Origin of the sequence: Anabaena sp. AL93 (assembly GCF_001672085.1) — a bacterium.
Lineage (GTDB): Bacteria > Cyanobacteriota > Cyanobacteriia > Cyanobacteriales > Nostocaceae > Dolichospermum > Dolichospermum heterosporum.
Window position 1 is genome coordinate 1 of record NZ_LJOU01000049.1, and the last position, 16,960, is coordinate 16,960.

At 39.4% G+C, this 16,960-nt stretch carries 21 protein-coding genes; 6 read left to right on the top strand and 15 right to left on the bottom strand.

Going from position 1 to position 16,960, the window contains the following annotated elements; translation table 11 throughout:
- Nucleotides 1-31: 31 nt before the first annotated feature.
- The 7 genes from AN486_RS13945 to AN486_RS13975 form a co-directional block, all read right to left on the bottom strand.
- Complete coding sequence (locus AN486_RS13945) at nucleotides 32-586, bottom strand: methylmalonic aciduria and homocystinuria type D protein (protein WP_027403832.1); 555 nt, start codon at nucleotides 584-586, stop codon at nucleotides 32-34.
- Between the two features lie 107 nt (nucleotides 587-693).
- Nucleotides 694-1,311 (bottom strand): transposase, encoded by a 618-nt coding sequence (locus tag AN486_RS13950; protein WP_053539274.1) that lies wholly within the window; start codon nucleotides 1,309-1,311, stop codon nucleotides 694-696.
- Between the two features lie 226 nt (nucleotides 1,312-1,537).
- Nucleotides 1,538-2,899: an OB-fold nucleic acid binding domain-containing protein gene (locus tag AN486_RS13955; RefSeq protein ID WP_290601140.1), complete on the bottom strand. Its 1,362-nt coding sequence runs from the start codon at nucleotides 2,897-2,899 to the stop codon at nucleotides 1,538-1,540.
- 35 nt (nucleotides 2,900-2,934) lie between these two features.
- Nucleotides 2,935-3,099 carry a hypothetical protein gene (locus tag AN486_RS13960; RefSeq protein WP_168637066.1) on the bottom strand — a complete coding sequence of 55 codons (165 nt, stop codon included), beginning with the start codon at nucleotides 3,097-3,099 and terminating at the stop codon, nucleotides 2,935-2,937.
- A gap of 10 nt (nucleotides 3,100-3,109) precedes the next feature.
- On the bottom strand, nucleotides 3,110-4,789 hold the full coding sequence (locus tag AN486_RS13965) for an AIPR family protein (protein ID WP_290601141.1): 1,680 nt from the start codon (nucleotides 4,787-4,789) through the stop codon (nucleotides 3,110-3,112).
- Nucleotides 4,790-4,955: 166 nt separating this feature from the next.
- Nucleotides 4,956-5,168, bottom strand: coding sequence for a type II toxin-antitoxin system HicA family toxin (locus AN486_RS13970; RefSeq protein WP_290601142.1), 213 nt, complete (start codon nucleotides 5,166-5,168; stop codon nucleotides 4,956-4,958).
- Nucleotides 5,165-5,410: a type II toxin-antitoxin system HicB family antitoxin gene (locus tag AN486_RS13975; RefSeq protein ID WP_015078469.1), complete on the bottom strand. Its 246-nt coding sequence runs from the start codon at nucleotides 5,408-5,410 to the stop codon at nucleotides 5,165-5,167. The genes AN486_RS13970 and AN486_RS13975 overlap by 4 nt, the downstream gene beginning before the upstream one ends.
- 244 nt (nucleotides 5,411-5,654) lie before the next feature.
- Between AN486_RS13975 and AN486_RS13980 the strand changes: the two genes are divergently transcribed.
- Nucleotides 5,655-5,882: an addiction module protein gene (locus AN486_RS13980; protein ID WP_053539279.1), complete on the top strand. Its 228-nt coding sequence runs from the start codon at nucleotides 5,655-5,657 to the stop codon at nucleotides 5,880-5,882.
- Nucleotides 5,879-6,178 carry a type II toxin-antitoxin system RelE/ParE family toxin gene (locus tag AN486_RS13985; RefSeq protein WP_053539280.1) on the top strand — a complete coding sequence of 100 codons (300 nt, stop codon included), beginning with the start codon at nucleotides 5,879-5,881 and terminating at the stop codon, nucleotides 6,176-6,178. Before AN486_RS13980 ends, AN486_RS13985 begins: the two co-directional genes overlap by 4 nt.
- A 25-nt stretch (nucleotides 6,179-6,203) precedes the next feature.
- Here AN486_RS13985 and AN486_RS13990 read toward each other — a convergent pair whose 3' ends face one another.
- Nucleotides 6,204-6,539, bottom strand: coding sequence for a XisI protein (locus AN486_RS13990; RefSeq protein ID WP_290601143.1), 336 nt, complete (start codon nucleotides 6,537-6,539; stop codon nucleotides 6,204-6,206).
- Between the two features lie 107 nt (nucleotides 6,540-6,646).
- Nucleotides 6,647-7,156: an SLATT domain-containing protein gene (locus AN486_RS13995; RefSeq protein ID WP_290601144.1), complete on the bottom strand. Its 510-nt coding sequence runs from the start codon at nucleotides 7,154-7,156 to the stop codon at nucleotides 6,647-6,649.
- A gap of 239 nt (nucleotides 7,157-7,395) precedes the next feature.
- On the opposite strand from AN486_RS13995, the gene gatA reads away from it, so the two are divergent.
- Nucleotides 7,396-8,856: an Asp-tRNA(Asn)/Glu-tRNA(Gln) amidotransferase subunit GatA gene (gatA, locus tag AN486_RS14000; RefSeq protein ID WP_290601145.1), complete on the top strand. Its 1,461-nt coding sequence runs from the start codon at nucleotides 7,396-7,398 to the stop codon at nucleotides 8,854-8,856.
- A 273-nt stretch (nucleotides 8,857-9,129) separates the two neighbouring features.
- On the opposite strand, the gene AN486_RS14005 is transcribed toward gatA, so the two are convergent.
- From AN486_RS14005 to AN486_RS14015, 3 genes are all read right to left on the bottom strand, one after another.
- Complete coding sequence (locus AN486_RS14005) at nucleotides 9,130-10,350, bottom strand: M20 family metallopeptidase (RefSeq protein WP_290601147.1); 1,221 nt, start codon at nucleotides 10,348-10,350, stop codon at nucleotides 9,130-9,132.
- Nucleotides 10,351-10,420: 70 nt separating this feature from the next.
- Nucleotides 10,421-11,101 (bottom strand): dethiobiotin synthase, encoded by a 681-nt coding sequence (gene bioD, locus AN486_RS14010; protein WP_290601149.1) that lies wholly within the window; start codon nucleotides 11,099-11,101, stop codon nucleotides 10,421-10,423.
- Nucleotides 11,102-11,155: 54 nt separating this feature from the next.
- On the bottom strand, nucleotides 11,156-12,868 hold the full coding sequence (locus AN486_RS14015) for a serine/threonine-protein kinase (RefSeq protein WP_290601151.1): 1,713 nt from the start codon (nucleotides 12,866-12,868) through the stop codon (nucleotides 11,156-11,158).
- 625 nt (nucleotides 12,869-13,493) lie between these two features.
- Between AN486_RS14015 and AN486_RS14020 the strand changes: the two genes are divergently transcribed.
- The gene (locus AN486_RS14020; RefSeq protein WP_039204898.1) at nucleotides 13,494-14,510 is read left to right on the top strand and encodes a ribose-phosphate pyrophosphokinase; all 1,017 of its coding nucleotides are present in this window, start codon (nucleotides 13,494-13,496) and stop codon (nucleotides 14,508-14,510) included.
- Between the two features lie 149 nt (nucleotides 14,511-14,659).
- Here the strand turns inward: AN486_RS14020 and AN486_RS14025 are convergent, their stop codons facing one another.
- The 3 genes from AN486_RS14025 to AN486_RS14035 all read right to left on the bottom strand — a co-directional run bounded on the left by AN486_RS14025 (nucleotide 14,660) and on the right by AN486_RS14035 (nucleotide 15,989).
- Nucleotides 14,660-15,232: an HD domain-containing protein gene (locus AN486_RS14025; protein WP_290601154.1), complete on the bottom strand. Its 573-nt coding sequence runs from the start codon at nucleotides 15,230-15,232 to the stop codon at nucleotides 14,660-14,662.
- Between the two features lie 134 nt (nucleotides 15,233-15,366).
- Nucleotides 15,367-15,825, bottom strand: a complete 459-nt coding sequence (locus AN486_RS14030; protein ID WP_053539287.1) for a hypothetical protein — start codon at nucleotides 15,823-15,825, stop codon at nucleotides 15,367-15,369.
- Between the two features lie 29 nt (nucleotides 15,826-15,854).
- A complete protein-coding gene (locus tag AN486_RS14035; RefSeq protein ID WP_257720870.1) occupies nucleotides 15,855-15,989 on the bottom strand; it encodes a hypothetical protein in 135 nt (44 codons plus the stop codon).
- Between the two features lie 118 nt (nucleotides 15,990-16,107).
- Between AN486_RS14035 and AN486_RS14040 the strand changes: the two genes are divergently transcribed.
- Entirely contained in the window at nucleotides 16,108-16,371 is a 264-nt protein-coding gene (locus AN486_RS14040; protein ID WP_053539288.1) for a hypothetical protein, read from the top strand.
- Nucleotides 16,372-16,842, top strand: a complete 471-nt coding sequence (locus AN486_RS14045) for a type II toxin-antitoxin system VapC family toxin (RefSeq protein WP_053539289.1) — start codon at nucleotides 16,372-16,374, stop codon at nucleotides 16,840-16,842.
- Nucleotides 16,843-16,960 lie beyond the last annotated feature (118 nt).

Below are 16,960 nucleotides of genomic sequence, written 5' to 3' on the forward strand. Positions count from 1 at the left end.
CTCCCCCAACTCCCCCAACCCCTCTGCCTCTTTACACCTGTATCCATCCGTGCATTGGTGCGATCGCTTTAGTGACTGACTCAATTATTTCTGGAGGTGCTTCTGAAAGCATGACACTGGGATAAACGGCGGTTCCCCATTGGGGATGGACAAGGACATGGCATTTATTTTGAATGGCGGGATATTTAAGTAAGGCTTGGGCTACTGCTGTGTCATCATGGGGAACTAGGCCAGAATGAGATAGTAATGGATAACCTGTGCGGGGATCTATGAGGTCTGTTAAATATCCGCGATCGCGCAAATTAAATGCCACATCGCAACCAAAACGCATAAATTTTTCTCGCAGTTTCTCTTTTTCTTGTTCTGTTTCTATAGTCATTTCTTCTAACGGATATTGTGATTGCTGCAAGACAACCACCACCCACAAAAACTGTTGTTGTTTCCAATCGGGTAATATCTGTTCGCAGTTGGCACAGATATATGGACTGGGAGTATGAATAGAAATCTCTACAGCTTGTCCTGTTTTGCCAACTAAATGAATCGGACAGCTAGGGTCAGAAATACAAACTTGGGGATAATACACCACATTAATTTGGTTTATGAAAGTTTTTATTTTATCTTTGTTAAAAATAATAACTCTTAAATCTGCAAATAAATCATCAAATTTTGCAAATACTTGAAATATGTTTTTTGTTAAAACTGCACATCTATCAGCATTTTCTGCCATTCTGAACTATTGTGGGGATTTTCTGCATCATCCTCCCAGTTTTGAGGATTATTCCCAATATATTCTTTAATATTACTTAAATGTGTTTCGTCCCTAATTATAGATTCATAATAATTACGTTGCCAAAAAGGCAGATCAGAATGATAACGAATTAAATTAACGCGCCGAGTCACAGAGGATTTAAACCCATTAATAAAAGAACCGAGCGAACCAGACCGTAGGGGCTTACGGCGTAAGCCCTCTTGGTTTAACTCCTTATTGCGTAAATCCTCATGGTTTAATTCCTCAATGCGATCGCACCTTCCCTGATCTTGATCCTGAATCCAAACAATTCCATGTAAATGATTAGGCATTAAAACCCATTCATCTAATTCAATCTCTTGGCGAATTGCTGATGATTTTAACCATTCTTGAACGACTATTTGACCAATTAGATTTAGTTGCATTTCCCCCCGTTTAATATCACCAAACCAACATTGTTTTTTATAAGTACATATTGTGACAAAATAAGCACCAGCTTGACCATAATTGTAATTAGGAAGCCGAATTGAACGCCGGTGATGTTTTTCGGGATCGAACTTCATATAACCAAATCAATAATTGTTAATCTCGTAGGGGCTTACGGTGTAAGCCCTCTTAATTTAAAATTATATACATCATATATGGGAAGGGCGCAATATGGAAGGGCGCAATATGGAAGGGCGCAATATGGAAGAGCGCAATATGGAATATGGAAAGAGGGCGCAATATGGAAAGAGGGCGCAATATGAGAAGAGGGCGCAGGCCCTGCGCCCCTACGGGTATTATGGTTTAGCCGCTGGTTAGTTGTTTAATATGAGCCGGGAATCTGCCATTTTGTAATGCTTGGACTGCTGTTCCCGAATCTTGTACCCAAAACTGTCTTCCAAAGCGGACAATTTCTCGGTGATCTCCAGCCTGAACAACACCAATGACAGGTATTCTGGATTTATCTTTATCCCCTGCTTGTGCTTTGAGAATTGTATTCAAACGATGTTGTTCTTCAATTGTTCCTGCTTGTTGTGGACTCAGTTCCACTAAAATCATTTTTACAGTTTCGACAGTTTCCGCATCTTCCAGAATAAATTGAACTTGATCGTCGCGGCGATCTATCTTACCCCAAATAATCAATCTGGCATCAACTTCGAGTAAAGAACTAATGCGTTCATAGGTTTTAGGAAAAACCACCGCTTCCGAGGCAGCAGATAAATCTTCAACTTGCAGAATTGCCATAGAATCACCTTTTTTGGTGACAACCTTTTTGACATTATTCAACATTACTACCGCACAAAGAATAGAATCATCTTTTTGTTCTGCCAATTGTGCTAAGTTAATAGGTGCAAGGACTGAAGATGATTGTCTGATAGATTTAAGAGGATGATCTGAGAGATAAAATCCTAATAATTCTTTTTCCATTCGGAGTTTTTCTTGAGGTGGTAAATCATTGACAGGGGGAGCTTTTGGTGCAGATTCATAGGCATTTTTCTGGGGTTGATGATTATTCCCTGCCAATCCCCCTCCTAATAAATCAAATATATTACCCTGTCCACTAGCTTTGTCTCTAGCGCGGGATTGCGCCCACTCATAAACTAATTCTAAATCATGAATTAATTGGTTGCGATTAGCTTGAATTTTGTCAAAAGCACCGCAGTTAATGAGTGATTCTAAAGTGCGGCGATTCATGGCACGTAAATCCACGCGATCGCAAAAATCCGCCAAAGATTTAAATGGGACTAATTCTCCTGATTCTTCCCTAGCTTCTAAAATTGAGGCGATCGCATTTTGTCCCACATTTCGCACCGCCGAAAATCCAAATAAAATCTTCCCATCCACCGGCGTAAAATCTAAACCAGAGCGATTCACATCCGGTGCATCAATCACAATCCCCATATTAGAGCAATTATCAAGATACTTCCGCACCTTGTCTGTATCCCCACTATTAGCGGTTAACAACGCCGCCATATATTCCAATGGATAATTTGCTTTTAAATATGACGTTTGATAAGTTACATAAGCGTAAGCTGTAGAGTGAGATTTATTAAAACAATTGGCAGCAATAAAACCATTTTTAATGACGAAATTATGGTCATTTTCCACACCAATATCATAAACATTGGCTTGACCGACATAAGTACGAGAAATTATTTTAACCATATCACTTAGCTTTGCCAAATTTGTTTATTTACATCTTAATAGCCATTATCAGCCACACAGATACCTTTACATTTAATACCATTTGTAGCAGTGCGTAGACAATGGGGACAGAGAACCTCTTCCTTCTCTGTTTCTTGATTTATCACTATATTAGTGCTTGTCTGGAGCTTATCTTTTTCGGTCTGGAGTTTGTCATTCATAAGAATAGATTTAATGAATTTCCATCTGCTGAAGTTTCTCTATTAAATCACCACGTCGGAAAGTGGCAGAAAGTTGTTGTAAAGAAATTTCCTGGTTTCCGTAAAGTGCTTGAAGTGCCTCTTGAACATCTCCGACTGAATCATTGAAATAATTATCCCAATTTTGATTAATCAACTGATTTGCATCCTTAAAATTACGGTGGTTAATTTCCTTCATTTGTAGATTCATTTTTTTGAGAAGTCTTTTCCCCATTTGCATAGCAATAAAGCACGAAGCATAACGGACACAAGCAGGATCATGGGGATACGGACGTTTACGTAGGGTTTCGGCAATTCTATACAACTGTACAGCTATGACGACTTGTGCGCCATTAAGCTGCTCAGTAAAAATTACATTATACAGTTTACCAAAATGCTCACGAGTGAAAAACTTAGCTTGATGAGGCTTTTGTCGCCAAACCGCCAGTATCGCCTCAGCCGCTACACCCGAAGTAATATCTGTGGATCTAGTGCCTGTATCAGAGCGTTTACGGCGATAATTAAATCCCAACTGTTGGATATCCATTTCCAGCCGCCGCTGTAGATTATCATTAGCTCGAAGGTCACGCAAATCCACAGGGTTCTGACTATTAGTAGCATAAGTAATTTTTTGGACTAAATCATCATTATCAGTAGGTAATTGATAAAGCCGAACTAAAACATAAGCTTGAGTATTTTGTTGGCAGAAATTTGGGTCTTGAAGAGTTTTAAAAATGGTCATACAAGTTTGACCACCATTAATAATTTGCAGGTTCTCAACTCGTACCTGATAATCACCATTTTGCAGCGCGTTATAGGAAAAACTGTCGCAAGTTAAAGTGATGCCATTATTATAAAAATAGAAATTGTTTTTTTCATCGCTATTTAAAGTATCCCGAATACCCTCGTTGACCCGGTTGCCTTGCAGCCCTAAATAACGGCGGATATTACGTTCTAACAAGCGTTCTCCGTGTCGCTCAATCAAAGCCGCAATTTCAGTTATAGAAATTCTGCCCACAAGTACCCGACTGAAATTCATATCTTCAACTACAGCTTTGCCACTTAGTTGTAAAGTATCTTTAACTGGTTTAGAAGCTTGCAGAATTTTGATCAGATGTTCATGATTAATGTGTTCCCATGTCACCTGATCACCGAATCCAGATCGATCAATTGCTTCTTGAGAAGAGTCATTCCATTTTATGCCATTATTACAACCTAATGCCCGCACCTGGGGAATATATCCATCCCGAATTAAACTGCGGGCTTCTTCTACTTTGGCAAGTAAGCGTTGATTAATATGCTCTAATTTTGCAGTGGGATCAAACAAAAATCGAATCGCATTAATGAGAGCCGTGATGCCATTTTCAGGAAAATTAGTCTTACCTTCTAGATTATTTACATACTTTACCTGAAATAAACTAACTGTAAACTCACCATCATATTCTTCAGAAATGTGCATGGCATCCACACCAAAATCTCCACCACCTTCTGTTAAACAATCAAAGGTATTAGAGTCTTCTAAATCTAGAATTGTTTGCACACAAAAATATACAAATGCCAAAGATTTAAGTTTGCCAGCATCATTAATATTTAATTCTTCAGCAGCCCGTTGTCGAATGACATTAGTTACTGAGCCTAAACGTTGATCAATAATAGAGGCATTAATATTCATGATTTGTATTTGAGAGAGTGACTTTGTAGACTTACAAATAATTGATCAATACTACTATCTTCATCGGCATATACAGCATCTATTGTTGAGTAATTTGATCCGGTTTGTGTAGTTGCAAATATTCTTGAAGTGCCACAGAAATGGAAGAATTTGTCGCTATAATTTGTTATACTTCTTCAAAGTCAGCCCACTCAATTCCTAGTTGTTTTATGGCTGTGCGTAACGTTCCTAGTTTTAAATCGCGGCCACTCCAATCAGGAATTACAGTTGCTTTCTGAGTAATTGGATTAAACCACTTTCTATGTGAACCTCCACCACGTCTGGGGATTTCTTCACATCCAAGTCTAGATAATTTCTTTGCAACTTCTCTATAGTTCATCTGATGGAGATAATTGTTTCTATTAAAGCTGGTGAGTTTTGGTCTACAGATTGTAGGTTAAGGGGAAGTTCTTTACCTAAATCTTGATATGTTTCCAGAACTGCTTCAAAGGCATCTCTAACATTGGCTAAAACCTCATCCATAGAGTCCCCCTCGGTTATCAATTCTGGCAATAGTGGAGAAGTTACGGTGAACCCTCCTTCTGGTTGAGGTGTAAGCAGTAATGGAATTTTGTAGAACATAATTGTGATTGTATAGTTGAGTTTATTCTATTTTAGATGTTTAGCTAAAAAACCATTAACAGATTTACCTGTGAACATAGAATATATACCTGCTATAATCAGTATCAGACCAAGGATGAAAACACCATGAGATAGACTCTACTCTGTTTACTAAGTGCTGAAACTAATATAATACATCTTCCAACACCATTCAAATGTACCAATGTTATAAAATAGATAAAAGCTCAACCCTAACTTTCCAATCATGAGTCTCCATCCTCTCTTAAAATTTGACATTTCTGAACTCAGCATTGCAGAACGTATCCAACTTGCTGAAGATTTATGGGACAGCATCTTAGAACAGCAAGAGGAATTACCCTTGAGTCCAGCACAACAACAAGAATTAGATCGACGGTTAGAAAATTACAAAAAAAACCCTACAAATGGTTCTAGTTGGGAAGAAGTTAAAAAACGGTTAGGATTCTCCCAATGAACTATAACCTAATTATTCAGCCAGAAGCAGAATACGATATCCAAAATGCTTTTGAGTGGTACGAATCTCAAAATCCAGGTTTAGGTTCAGAATTTGTTCGTGCTGTTGATGCTTGTTTGTCTGGAATTGGAAGACAACCTCTTGCTTACCAAGTTACCTACAAACAGGTAAGAAGAGTATTAATTCGCCGATTTCCTTACATAATTCTCTATGTTTTTGACCAAGATACTGTTTTTGTATTTGCTTGCTTCCATGCAAAACGCAATCCAAAACAGTGGTTAGATAGAATTGAATAAAACTTCTTTTCCTTGCCAAAGCCAATTAAATAATAGCATATCCCGTATATTGCCTAACATTTTGCGGATGAAAACCTAAAACAATTTTATCTTTAGGAATTCCCGCTGCTTCTAATTCATAAGTAACACCATCTTCAGTATCATCTCTTTGCACCCAGATTTTGCCATCAATAATATCAAGATGCACCAAACAACCATGAATTCTTTTATGATCATGCCAACCAAGAGTTATTAATAAATAGCTATCATTTTCATCATCAAAAACTGTTTTACATTCAATCACTCCATAGGAATAAGGAATTTGTGTATAAGGTATTAACACTTCTTTAATAATCCGGCGATAATTATCTAAGGTATCCATTGGGTAATCCTCTCAGCATCAGAATTAAAAACAAGTAAATTTCAGATTTTCGCTTTCTCTTAAAAGTTTACCAATTGGTTCTTCAAACAAATCTGTTAATACTATATTCATTGACTGCTTTTCTTTTGATTGTTTCGGGATGTTTCCATCTCTATCGCTTTACGATAAGCAGCATCTGGAATGTCAGGACTTTCTTGTGCTAGACGAGACAAGGCTTCAGCAAGTTGAGAAAGCTCGGCAACAGCTTCCGATTCAGGAGGATGTTCACTTAATTCATATTTGAGCGAAAACAAGTCTAATTTTCTTTTAACATCTCCATAATTAGCTCCAGCAATTCGATGTTTCTCAGCTAGTTCAGAAAACTTAAAAAATGTTTGTAAAGCTGATAAACCAGCACCAAGAAGTGAAATTAACCCCGTAAAGATTTTGATAGAATTATCAGGATTGCCATTCAAACTTGAAAATATTGCAGTTCCTACAATTGTACTGATGAGTGTTGCAGGAGCGCCAAGAAAAATATGTCTTTGGTTTGCTATTTTAGCGGCTCGATAATGCGCTGCTCGATTCATTAAAGCTGATTTTGAGTAACTTTCTGCTAGATACAAAGTTTTTTCCATGCAATTTTATATACCTTATATTCCTGTAATATACTTAAAGTTACTTGATACTGAACCTTAGCAGACAAAGTTTTGTTACATTTTGATGGAAAATTTTTCTTATACCAAGATATCACTAATCTTACCCCTACAAACAACGCAAACTCTATTCGTATAAATCCCTTACACAATCGAAAATTCCCCAAACCCCAGCCCTGTAAATGCTAAAATCAATGACTTGAATCATAAAGAGAACAATTATGGCATCCATCCGCGAGTTGCACGAACAGATAATTAGTAAAGAACGTTCTGCCGTTGAAATTACCCAAGAAGCATTAAATCGGATTCAAGAGTTAGAACCCAAACTGCACAGTTTCCTCACTGTCACGACAGAACAAGCCTTAAAACAAGCTCAAGCTGTGGATGCAAAAGTCGCTGCTGGAGAAGAAATTGGCATCTTAGCGGGGATTCCCATCGGCATTAAAGACAATTTGTGTACAAAAGGGATTGTCACTACCTGCGCTTCCCGGATTTTGGAAAATTTCGTGCCACCTTACGAATCCACCGTCACCCAAAAACTAGCTGATGCTGGGGGTGTGATGGTAGGTAAAACCAACTTAGATGAATTCGCAATGGGGAGTTCTACAGAAAACTCCGCTTATCAAGTTACCGCTAATCCTTGGGATTTATCCCGTGTTCCTGGTGGTTCTTCTGGTGGTTCAGCAGCAGCCGTAGCAGCCGATGAATGCGTGGTTTCCCTGGGTTCGGATACAGGGGGTTCAATTCGGCAACCTGCTTCCTTCTGCGGTGTGGTGGGCATGAAACCGACTTATGGGTTAGTTTCCCGTTATGGTTTAGTGGCTTATGCTTCGTCTCTCGACCAAATCGGACCATTTGGACGCAGTGTAGAAGATACAGCAATATTGTTGAGTGCGATCGCTGGCTATGATCCGCAAGACTCTACCAGTCTCAAAATCAAAGTTCCTGACTATGCAGCTAGTTTAAAACCGGATCTCAAACTTCGGAAAAAACTTAGAATTGGTGTCATTACAGAAACCTTTGGTGAAGGGTTGGATTCAGAAGTACAAGCCGCTGTCACCAAAGCCATTGAACAACTTCAAGAACTAGGTGCGGAAATTCATCCGATTTCCTGTCCCAGTTTCCGCTATGGTTTACCAACTTACTACATTATCGCCCCTTCAGAAGCATCAGCTAACTTGGCGCGTTACGATGGCGTTAAATATGGTTTGCGTTCCCCTGATGCAGACAATCTTTTATCAATGTATACCCGAACTCGTTCTCAGGGATTTGGGGCGGAAGTCAAACGCCGGATTATGATTGGTACTTATGCCCTTTCCGCTGGTTATTATGATGCTTACTATTTGAAAGCCCAAAAAGTCCGCACTCTCATTAAAAAAGATTTTGAAAAAGCTTTTCAATCAGTAGATGTGTTAATTTCTCCAACTGCACCAACTACCGCATTTCGAGCCGGAGAAAAAACTACCGATCCTTTGAGTATGTATTTAAATGATTTAATGACTATTCCCGCGAATTTAGCTGGTTTACCAGGAATCAGTTTACCTTGCGGTTTTGATAGTAAAGGTCTACCAATTGGACTACAAATAGTTGGTAAAGTGTTAGGAGAAGAGCAACTTTTCCAAGTAGCTTATGCCTATGAACAATCAACTAATTGGCATTTACAAAAACCCAAAATTGCTTAGAGGATGGTTGAAAAGTATCAGAATTAATCGAGATCCCCCCAACCCCCCTTACAAAGGGGGGCTAAATTCCTCAAAGTCCCCCTTTTTAAGGGGGATTTAGGGGGATCTAAAAATATTTGATACACCATGAGGGACCACCCTCTTAGTTTCTCACTCGCGGGGGTTTACGCCGTAAACCCCTACTACAGAGGTTTTACAATTATAGTGCATTGTAGCCCCCTCATCGCTTGCGGGGAGGGGGTTGGGGGTGGGGTTCTTGTACTTCATAATAAACTATTCAACAAAGAACTTTTCCAGACAGCGGACAAACATTTCCACACCCATTGGTAAAGCTGTTTCATCAAAATCAAATTGGGGATGATGATGAGGGTAATCTAATTTTTTCTCTGGATTTGCAGAACCAAGAAAAAAGTAACAACCGGGAACTTCTTGCAGAAAAAATGACATATCTTCCCCACCCATTGTTTGACATTCGGGAACGATACCAATAGGGGTTTCTACGACTTCTTCTGCTACTGAATGCACTAACGCTGCAATTCCCGTATCATTGATAACTGGTGGATAAAGATGAATATAATCTAAGTCATAACTTGCACCATGACTTTGGCAAATTCCCGCAATAATTTGTTGAATGCGTTCTTTAAAAAAACCTGCCAAATCAGGATTAAAATATCTCACTGTTCCCCCCATTCTCGCGGTATCAGCAATCACATTAACTGCTGTGCCGGCGTGGAGTTCTCCCACTGTGACTACAGCCGAATCAATGGGGTTCACATTACGGGAAACTATTGTTTGTAAAGCATTGACTATTTGCGCTGCTACCACCACAGAATCCACTGTTTGATGAGGAATTGCCCCATGTCCACCTTTACCGAAAATGGTGCAACGGAACAATTCGACAGCAGCCATTAATGCCCCAGCCCGGACTCCTACAGTTCCCAATGGCAGATTATTCCATAAGTGTAAACCGATAATGGCATCAACATCAGGGTTTTTAAGTACACCTGCTGCAATCATTGGTTTTGCTCCACCGGGACCTTCTTCTGCGGGTTGGAAGATAATTTTGACAGTGCCGCTAAAGTCTTTTCGGTGTTGATTGAGGTAATAGGCTGTACCGAGAGCGATCGCTGTATGTCCATCATGTCCACAAGCGTGCATGACTCCATCATGTTGAGAACAATAGGGAACTTGATTCTGTTCTTGAATAGGTAAAGCGTCCATATCCGCCCGAATTGCTAACACTTTGCCATTCCCAGGTTTTTCACCTTTAATAATAGCGACAATTCCCGTTTGAGCAATTCCGGCTTGATGGACAATTCCCCAATTTTGCAATTTTTGGGCAATAAATTCGGCGGTAATTTTTTCCTGAAAACCTAATTCTGGTTTTTGGTGGATCTGTCTTCTCCACTCCACTAATTGTGGTTGTAAAGCCCGAATTTCTAACCGGACATTTTTGAGATTTACTGTTGAAGCCAGAGGAAATGTAGAAACCATATTTATCAATTAAAAATTAGTGATTAGATTTATATTTCTTCCCTGTTCCCTGTTCCCTATTCCCTGTTCCCTATTCCCTACAATATATTTCCCAGTCCAAAGCCGCAGCCACTTCGGCAAGTTTTTCCAAATCTCTAGGATTTTCTAGGTAGGGAACACAACCTAAAACGGGAATATTTGTTAATGATCGAATTAAATCTGGTGGCGTTAAATCAGCAATTTCTTCCTCAGTGCGAGGTTGGGTACAATTGAGAATAATCCCCCGCAGATTGATTTTAGTTTGCCTAGCTAATGCTACATTAGCCACAGCACTAGCGATCGCCCCCAACCTCACCGGCACAACCAAAATAGTTTTCAATCGCCATTCACCCGCCAAATCAGCCACAGTCAACTCATTGGTAACTGGTGAACCTAAACCCCCCAAAGATTCGACCAACACAAAATCACGCTGTTTTTGTAAAGATAACAAAGTTCGCCAAGCGATCGCCAAATCAACTTGACGATTTTCCTTCGCAGCCGCAATTGGAGGTGCTAAAGGCGCTTGAAAATACAAAGGTGTAATTTCCTCCGCCGACTGTTCCAAATTAAACAGACTTTGGTACAGTTCCCTATCACCCACCCCCGATTGAATTGGCTTCATAATCCCCAAACTGCGCTGAGGATAATATTTTTGCCAATAAGCCGCTAAAGCTGCCGTCACCACAGTTTTACCAGCATCCGTATCAGTTCCCGTAATCAATAAAGTATTCAACAACGTTTTCCGTTAAAAATGACAACTTAATTTGCTTCCTTTCCTAATTTAGCCCTAATTAGTCCCATTAAACCCTGGTGTTGACGTTGGCGTTGGTGTTGCCGTTGGCGTTGGTGTTACCGTTGGTGTTGGTGTTACCGTTGGCGTTGCCGTTGGTGTTACCGTTGGTGTTGCCGTTACCGTTGGTGTTGTCGTTGGTGTTGGTGTTACCGTTGGCGTTGCCGTTGGTGTTGGTGTTACCGTTGGCGTTGGTGTTGCCGTTGGCGTTGGTGTTACCGTTGGTGTTGGCGTTTCTAAAGCCACATTCAAACTATAATTAACCTCTGCCACACCCCCGGACAAACCTAATTGAATAATATATTTGCCATCATTCGCTAATATTCCCTCATAAGATGTAGATTGTTGATCTTGAGTATTCACGACTTCACCATCAGCAGTTAAAATCGTCAGAATAACACCACTGTTTTCATTTACAGATACAACTAACTTTTCCCCAATCTTACCTTGCAAACTATATTGAACTAATTCATTTTCCCGCAGTGTTCCCTCAACTCTCGCCATATTAGACCTGTCTAATTTCAGCCGTTGGCGATTAATCACAGGTTCGCTATTAATCGGTGTTGGAGTTGGTGTTAATGTGATCCCACTAGGAATAACTGGAGAAGGAAAAGATTGTGGCGTTGTCATCGTTTCTGCCGATGAACGAGGCTTATTTTTAAGTGAACTTACTAGATTCCAAGAACCAAAACCTGCTAAAATAATTACAACAAAGCCGATACCCCCCAACGCCCAACCATTATCCAAAATAGAGCTACTTTGCCCAGAATCTACTGAAGGTTGCGGCTTTTCAGATGCTTTCGATATAGGTTCAGGACGGTGACCAATAGCAATAGTTTGTAAAGAAGATAAATTAGCTGGAGGTTGACTACTATAGCCTATGTTCAGCAGTGCCTGAGTAACATCAGCCGCACTTTGATAGCGTTCCCCAGGTAGATAACTCAACATTCGCTGTAAAACCTGAGCAAATTCTGGTTTCACCGTTGCCCATTTTTGCCAATTCCAGGTTAGTTGCTGCTCATCAAATAAATCTGCGGGTTCTTTCCCAGTCAATAAAACTATAGAAGTCACAGCTAACGCATACAAATCACTACTAGGATATGCCCTGCCCGTCTGCATTTGTTCGCTAGGCGCATAACCTAACTTACCTACAGTTGTTACTGATGTAGCACTTGATGATTGTAATTTTGTGGCTAACTCCTTAACCACTCCAAAATCAATTAACACAGGCAGAAAATCATTTTCCCGTAAAATTATATTTTCTGGAGATATATCTCGATGAATAATTCCCTTTCCATGAATATAACTAAGAACAGGTAATAAAGTTCTTAATAAATGCAGTACATCGGCCTCATTAAAGGTTTTTCCCAGGTCTTGACGTTCTTTGAGCAAATTGCGGTAAGTCTTACCAGCCACAAAATCCTGTACCAAAAATAACTTTTCGTTTTGGGCAAATTTTTCTCGAAATTTGGGGATTTGCGAATGTTCAATTTGATACAATGTTGCAGCTTCTCGTTCAAATAACTCCTGTGCTTTTTGCCCATGGGATGTTTCTGTGATTGGGGCAATTAATTCTTTCAGAACACAAAGTTCATTAAAGCGTCTTTGGTCTTCTGCTAGATAGGTTCTACCAAATCCCCCCTGTCCAATAATGTGAATTATGTGGTAACGATTTTGTAGGATAGTACCAACTGTAATCGGTGATTGCATGATCTATTAATTGAATATAATAGCAACTGAGCTAGAACTTAGTAAAAGCATCATCCATCCACAACGTGACACAATATGTCTCAATTGTAGCTTCCGTAATTTTCCTCAGTCACCCCGCCTGCAAGGAAGTGTATACTGGAAATAAGTCTTGCATTATTCTATTCTTACGTTCTGCCTTAAGTCAGGATGTGTTCAATATGGTAGCGTTTTTATACAGGTTGATTACCTTTCCTGTCTATTGAGAAGATGATAACATCAAATATAATCAACTTATCACTGGGGGATAAATCCCCTCTTACAGCTTTCATCCCCGACTTACAAGACATTGATACCTAAAAATTTTGGGGATTTTTAGGGATAAATTCCGGGGTTTTGAGCCTATCTTCTTATAAATCAAGCGGTTTAGTTCACGGCAAATTTTTCCAGGTCTGGGGATTTATTAAAATTAATATTTAATCTTCAGTTAACTGGGTTATTAATTGGTAATAAGTATCATAAAATAATTGTTTGCACGTTTGGTGCTATTTAATCATAGGTGTTGTAACACCCCAGAGCTAACTGGAAGATCAATATTATTTGTTTACTCAATTTCGGCGAAATTTGCTCAATCTCTGATGATATTTCTATGAATGCACTTCGAGGATCTGCTGTGCTAAGTTCTGCCACTTTACCAATTCAGTCAATAGCAACGGGACTACCTGACAATAATCGTCTGCGGCTTTTTTCCGGTTCTGCCAATATAGCACTGTCGCAAGAAGTTGCTCGTTATCTAGGTATGGACTTGGGGCCAATGATTCGCAAAAGATTTGCGGACGGAGAACTTTATGTTCAAATCCAAGAATCAATTCGGGGTTGTGATGTCTATTTAATCCAGCCCAGTTGTCAACCCGTCAATGATCATTTGATGGAATTACTCATTATGATTGATGCCTGTCGTCGAGCATCTGCACGCCAGATTACAGCAGTAATTCCTTACTATGGTTATGCTCGCGCTGACAGAAAAACAGCCGGCAGAGAGTCAATTACTGCGAAGTTAGTTGCTAATTTGATTACTGAAGCAGGTGCTAACCGCGTTCTAGCGATGGATTTGCACGCAGCCCAAATTCAAGGCTATTTCGATATCCCCTTTGATCATGTCTATGGTTCACCAGTTATCCTAGATTATCTCATTAGCAAAGGATTACAGGATATTGTGGTTGTTTCTCCTGATGTGGGTGGGGTAGCACGGGCTAGGGCATTTGCGAAAAAATTGAATGATGCACCATTGGCAATTATTGATAAACGTCGTCAGGCTCATAATGTCGCCGAGGTTTTAAATGTGATTGGTGATGTGAGAGGCAAAACTGCCATATTGGTGGATGACATGATTGATACTGGCGGTACGATTGCGGCAGGGGCTAAGTTACTACGTCAAGAAGGTGCAAGTCAGGTATATGCCTGTGCTACTCATGCTGTATTTTCCCCACCGGCAATTGAGCGATTGTCTAGTGGGGTCTTTGAGGAAGTTATAGTCACTAATACTATTCCCATCCCAGAGGCTAATCAGTTTCCGCAATTGGTGACGCTTTCTGTCGCTAATCTCCTGGGAGAAGCAATTTGGCGGATTCATGAGGATAGCTCACTCAGTAGTTTATTCCGTTAATCAACCAATAACTATCTTCCTAAAGGAAGAAAAAAGGAGTCAGGAGTCAGGAGGAAGAAAGAAGAAAGAAGGAGTAAAAGCATGATAACTTTGTACTTCCTGTAACCTGCAATATGCTGTAAATAATGAAGGATGAAAGTTTTCGTTCTTCATTTTTTGTATGCAGCTAAAATTTCTAATTCGGAAACTACTCTTTCTAGTTCTGCCACTAAGGGCGTAATTTGATGTTTTTGGAAAGCATTTGCTAGGGAACGATAATACCAAAGTGTGCCTTCTTTGCCACCTTGAAACCGTTCCCAAACTGCATCACCAATCATCCGATAATCTTTGAGAATTGAACGGACGTTATGGAGTTTGTCAGCGGCAGAAACTAGCAATACTTCTGGGGAAGCGGTGGAAATATGGGCAATATAGGCTTGTTTCCGGGGTTTCCAAGGGGGTTTAGGTGTGGTGTCTGTGTCTGTACAACCATCAACAATAGCAGTGACATGATCCCCAAATCGCCGACGAATTTCTGCTCTGGTGGCTGCTCCACCTTGGTCTTCTATGGCATCATGTAATAGGGCAGCGATCGCTTCATCTTCATTAGCACCATATTCTAAGGCTATGCTGGCTACTCCTAGTAAATGGGTAATATAGGGAATATCACCAGCTTTGCGTTTTTGCGTGGCGTGGAGTTCATGGGCGTAGGTAAGCGCTTGGGTAAATCTTTCTGATAGCATTTTTAGTTAGAGGTTATAGATCCCCGACTTCTTCGAGAAGTCGGGGATCAGGGTATTATTTAGTTAAACAGGTATTTCGGCGTTAGTGGTAGTATTACTAACAAGACTTACACAACTGGCATATTCACAGATTACTACGTGCATTCTAATTTAAGGGTTTTTAGAACATGATTTTGAAATCCTACTAATCCTCCTCGTCTTCCCCAATGTTGGTTGAATGTAGGCGTTTCTAATTTCATCACTTTACCCCCTTGAAGATGAACCTGATAATCAAACACCATGTCTTGTTCTGGAGGTACACTCGAAAAATCTGCTATCCAAACTATTTGAACTAGACGAGAGATACCAAATTCTCCACCATCAGGCTCTTTATACAAAGTCCTGTTCAGAAGTTTAACAATATGGGTCACTTTGGCACGCTGTCTTAAAAGAATGAGTTCACTTTCCTCTGGTTTAAGGGCATTCTTTTCTTGTTCTGTTTTCCAATTTAACCGAAAAATTTTTAAGTCCGAATCAATATCGTGATAAGCCCAATATTTATCATCACCCTGATGATTTATATTTTTAGTCCACTTTAGTTTTGTCAAATCCATAAATTTAGTCTCTATTTAAACAACAAACTTTATATATTAATCTCAGCTAGTCCGCTGTTAGTGAAGGTTTGTTTGTAGAAAATCCTAACAACCACTCTTAAACCTAATTCTTTTTCTATGGTATATTTACCATCTTGTAATTGCTGTCCTGACAACCAAGCCATAACCTGTAAACTTATAAATCTATAAGTTCATTTTGGCACAATTTTAGTTGTAAGTGCTAATTTCAGGTTATTATCTGTCTAAAATAGTAGAAAACACTTGACTACAAACTAAAAACCTGTGCCACAAACAATTCTCAAGGAAATTCTCAGTCAGCTTGATAGTTTAGAACAAGATGAACTACAGCAACTTAATCAAGCTATCCAAATATGTCTAGCTGATAAAGCACAAGTTAATCAAATCACAAACTTTCATCAAGCACTGTTAAGTTCTGGTTTGGTGAAACAAATTAAACAACCTGCTGACAGTAAACAACATGAAAGAAAACTTATTCAGGCAGAAGGAAAACCTGTTTCTCAAACTATTATTGAGGAACGTCGCTAAATGTCCGTTTATTTTTTAGATAGCAGCGCCTTAGTTAAACGCTACGTTGCGGAAATAGGTTCAGGTTGGGTTGTTAGCTTGTGCAATCCTACGTTAAAAAATGATGTATTTATTGCTGCTATTACTGCTGTAGAGATTACTGCGGCAATTAGTAGGCGATCGCGGGCTGGAAGTATTAATATTCAAGATGCTACAATGGTCTACCATCAGTTAAAAAATGATATCGAATCTGAATATCAAGTGATAGAAATTACAGACAATATCATTAATTCAGGAATGAGATTAGCTGAAAAATATTGTTTACGCGGCTATGATGCAGTTCAATTAGCTGCTGCTGAGTCCATAAATACCCTTTGCATTGCAAATGGTTTACCTCAATTAACTTTTGTATCTGCTGATAAAGAATTGAATATAGCCGCTGTCAGTGCAGGTTTGCTTGTGAAAAATCCTCACAACTATTCTTCAACCTAAACCATGCTCTTGATATTTATTATTAAAATAACAATATTTGTGACAATTAAGGTAGAATTATTAAAGGTTCGTTACAGATTTGGTAAATCATCTCCACTTCTGTTAAAACGACCGAAAA

Coding starts and splice junctions, on each gene's coding strand:
- AN486_RS13960 (WP_168637066.1), bottom strand. CDS start 3,099: ATGAATGACAAACTCCAGACCGAAAAAGATAAGCTCCAGACAAGCACT.
- AN486_RS13965 (WP_290601141.1), bottom strand. CDS start 4,789: ATGAATATTAATGCCTCTATTATTGATCAACGTTTAGGCTCAGTAACT.
- AN486_RS13955 (WP_290601140.1), bottom strand. CDS start 2,899: ATGGTTAAAATAATTTCTCGTACTTATGTCGGTCAAGCCAATGTTTAT.
- AN486_RS13990 (WP_290601143.1), bottom strand. CDS start 6,539: ATGGATACCTTAGATAATTATCGCCGGATTATTAAAGAAGTGTTAATA.
- AN486_RS14030 (WP_053539287.1), bottom strand. CDS start 15,825: ATGGATTTGACAAAACTAAAGTGGACTAAAAATATAAATCATCAGGGT.
- AN486_RS13950 (WP_053539274.1), bottom strand. CDS start 1,311: ATGAAGTTCGATCCCGAAAAACATCACCGGCGTTCAATTCGGCTTCCT.
- AN486_RS13975 (WP_015078469.1), bottom strand. CDS start 5,410: ATGTTCTACAAAATTCCATTACTGCTTACACCTCAACCAGAAGGAGGG.
- AN486_RS13985 (WP_053539280.1), top strand. CDS start 5,879: ATGAACTATAACCTAATTATTCAGCCAGAAGCAGAATACGATATCCAA.
- gatA (WP_290601145.1), top strand. CDS start 7,396: ATGGCATCCATCCGCGAGTTGCACGAACAGATAATTAGTAAAGAACGT.
- AN486_RS13970 (WP_290601142.1), bottom strand. CDS start 5,168: ATGAACTATAGAGAAGTTGCAAAGAAATTATCTAGACTTGGATGTGAA.
- AN486_RS13980 (WP_053539279.1), top strand. CDS start 5,655: ATGAGTCTCCATCCTCTCTTAAAATTTGACATTTCTGAACTCAGCATT.
- AN486_RS14045 (WP_053539289.1), top strand. CDS start 16,372: ATGTCCGTTTATTTTTTAGATAGCAGCGCCTTAGTTAAACGCTACGTT.
- AN486_RS14025 (WP_290601154.1), bottom strand. CDS start 15,232: ATGCTATCAGAAAGATTTACCCAAGCGCTTACCTACGCCCATGAACTC.
- AN486_RS13995 (WP_290601144.1), bottom strand. CDS start 7,156: ATGGAAAAAACTTTGTATCTAGCAGAAAGTTACTCAAAATCAGCTTTA.
- AN486_RS14015 (WP_290601151.1), bottom strand. CDS start 12,868: ATGCAATCACCGATTACAGTTGGTACTATCCTACAAAATCGTTACCAC.
- AN486_RS14035 (WP_257720870.1), bottom strand. CDS start 15,989: ATGGCTTGGTTGTCAGGACAGCAATTACAAGATGGTAAATATACCATA.
- AN486_RS14020 (WP_039204898.1), top strand. CDS start 13,494: ATGAATGCACTTCGAGGATCTGCTGTGCTAAGTTCTGCCACTTTACCA.
- AN486_RS14005 (WP_290601147.1), bottom strand. CDS start 10,350: ATGGTTTCTACATTTCCTCTGGCTTCAACAGTAAATCTCAAAAATGTC.